The 501-nt window shown below is 38.3% G+C and carries 1 protein-coding gene; it reads right to left on the bottom strand.

Going from position 1 to position 501, the window contains the following annotated elements:
• Positions 1 to 501, bottom strand: a 501-nt coding sequence (locus ACFILW_RS11215; RefSeq protein ID WP_375685876.1) for a TonB-dependent receptor domain-containing protein, incomplete at both ends; no start/stop codon positions are given.

The following is a 501-nucleotide window of genomic DNA, read 5'->3' as shown; positions in this document are numbered from 1 at the left end:
TGAACAGATTATAAACACCAGCCCTTATAACAGGACCCTTTTCACCAAATGGCTTCAACCAACCTGACACATCAATAATATTATAACCTGGAATTTTTTGATAGTCCGATTCCTTAGCAACTTTATCGCGTTTGGCAGATGAGGTAAGAACAACGTCTGCTCCCCAGATTTCTTTTGCATATCCGATCCCAACAATCGCTTTTAAAGCTGGAATTGAGTTAAGATATTCATCTTTATCAAGATCTTTTCCTTGCGAATAGGCAAGAGCAAAATTGCTATGGAATCCACCATTAAGAGCCAAATGTATTTTGGCTTCAGCACCATAAATACGCACATTCGCACGATTTATGTAATGGCGACGCGCAAATTTGAATTCCTCTGATGGCCCTTTATCTATAGTATCTATAAAGTCCTTGTATTGATTAAAAAAGGCACTGACTGAACCGCCGAAATTTCCATTTCCATACCTTATACCAACATCATATCCATTGCTTGTTTCTG

This window comes from Bartonella sp. TT110JLCBS (genome assembly GCF_042193405.1).
Taxonomy (GTDB): Bacteria; Pseudomonadota; Alphaproteobacteria; order Rhizobiales; family Rhizobiaceae; genus Bartonella.
This window is presented reverse-complemented; position numbering and strand designations above follow the sequence as displayed.